Here is a 1,421-nt window from a genome sequence, read left to right on the forward strand (position 1 = left end):
TTAACAAAAAATTTATTCTTTGTCAACATCCTCATGTTACACAAAAGTGTTAGCAGTTATATACCTGCAAGATGTTTTTTTTTCCCTTTTTCCCATCATTTTAGGTCCAAAACCTGATCCAATATTCCGTGGGGGAAGTCGGGAAGTTTTGGAATGTTTTGATGCGGTTGCCCTGGTTTTATTGAGTAATATTTGTGGAAGTCGAAAAAAATTGCTAACTTTGCAGCGCAAAATGTGAACAAATATCACGGGGAGTCTCAATTAACGATTTGAGATTCTTCTATTTTTTACTAAATAACTCCTAAATAACACTACCATGGCTATTAGCTACATGACCAAAGAAGGTTACGACAAGAAGATGGCCGAGCTTGCACATCTTGAAAATGTGGAACGCCCCGACGTGGTGCGTGCCATTGCCGAAGCTCGCGACAAAGGTGACCTATCAGAGAACGCTGAATATGATGCTGCAAAGGAAAGACAAGGCATGCTCGAAGCAAAGATTGCCGAACTTAAAAACCTCGTTGCTAACGCACGCATCATCGATGAGACTAAAATCGGAACCGACGAAGTTCAACTCCTCAATAAGGTGACTATCAAGAACCTGAAACTTGGCAACGAGATGACCTACACCATCGTTACCGAGAGCGAGGCCAACCTGCGCGAAGGAAAGATCAGCATCACAACCCCCATTGCCAAGGGTCTGCTCGGACACAAGGTGGGCGACGTTGTGGAGGTTCAAGTTCCCGCTGGCGTGATGCAGTTCGAAATCGTTAAAATCTCAATCTAAGACACGACTATGGCATCTATCTTCAGTAAAATAGTTGCTGGCGACATTCCCAGCTACAAGGTTGCCGAGGACGAGAACTACTACGCATTCCTCGATATCAACCCCGTTGCCAAGGGTCACACTCTCGTTATCCCCAAGCACGAGGTGAACTACATCTTCGACCTTGACCAGGACGAATATCAAGGACTCTGGGCATTTGCACGCCGCGTGGCCACTGCCATGAAGCAAGTGATGCCCTGCGAGCGCATCGCCGTTGCAGTGCTCGGGCTCGAAGTGCCCCACTGTCACATTCACCTGGCTCCCATCAACACCGAGGGCGACATGAACTTCGCTAAGGCTAAGCTCCAACTTCCCGCCGAGGAGATGGCTGCTATCGCGGCTAGCATCAACGAAGCCTTCAACAAACTGTAAGAGCACAACACTCACTACGTCATAACAGACCCGCCTGCCACCACAGCAAGCGGGTCTTTTCTATGCTCCGTTTGCGACTTCCCCCACAGAGTTACTATGTTTGCAGTCGCAAATGACAAGAGGCTGTGAAAAATAGCCAGAACAGGCGGTAGCTTTTTCCGCTCAAAGGGGCTTTGCCCCGGCCGCTCGGGCTGTCCCCAGTGTGTTTTTCATAGTTTTTTTA

General features: G+C 47.9%; 2 protein-coding genes. Both read left to right on the forward strand.

Going from position 1 to position 1,421, the window contains the following annotated elements:
- Positions 1-316 precede the first annotated feature (316 nt).
- A complete protein-coding gene (gene greA / locus ACKI3C_RS12585) occupies positions 317-787 on the forward strand; it encodes a transcription elongation factor GreA (protein WP_407405598.1) in 471 nt (156 codons plus the stop codon).
- Between the two features lie 9 nt (positions 788-796).
- On the forward strand, positions 797-1,198 hold the full coding sequence (locus tag ACKI3C_RS12590) for an HIT family protein (protein WP_407405601.1): 402 nt from the start codon (positions 797-799) through the stop codon (positions 1,196-1,198).
- Positions 1,199-1,421 lie beyond the last annotated feature (223 nt).

Origin of the sequence: Sodaliphilus sp. (assembly GCF_045598405.1) — a bacterium.
Classification (GTDB): domain Bacteria; phylum Bacteroidota; class Bacteroidia; order Bacteroidales; family Muribaculaceae; genus Sodaliphilus; species Sodaliphilus limicaballi.

Bases quoted from the DNA above. Each gene is read 5' to 3' on its own strand.
- greA (WP_407405598.1), top strand. From the start codon at position 317: ATGGCTATTAGCTACATGACCAAAGAAGGTTACGACAAGAAGATGGCC.
- ACKI3C_RS12590 (WP_407405601.1), top strand. From the start codon at position 797: ATGGCATCTATCTTCAGTAAAATAGTTGCTGGCGACATTCCCAGCTAC.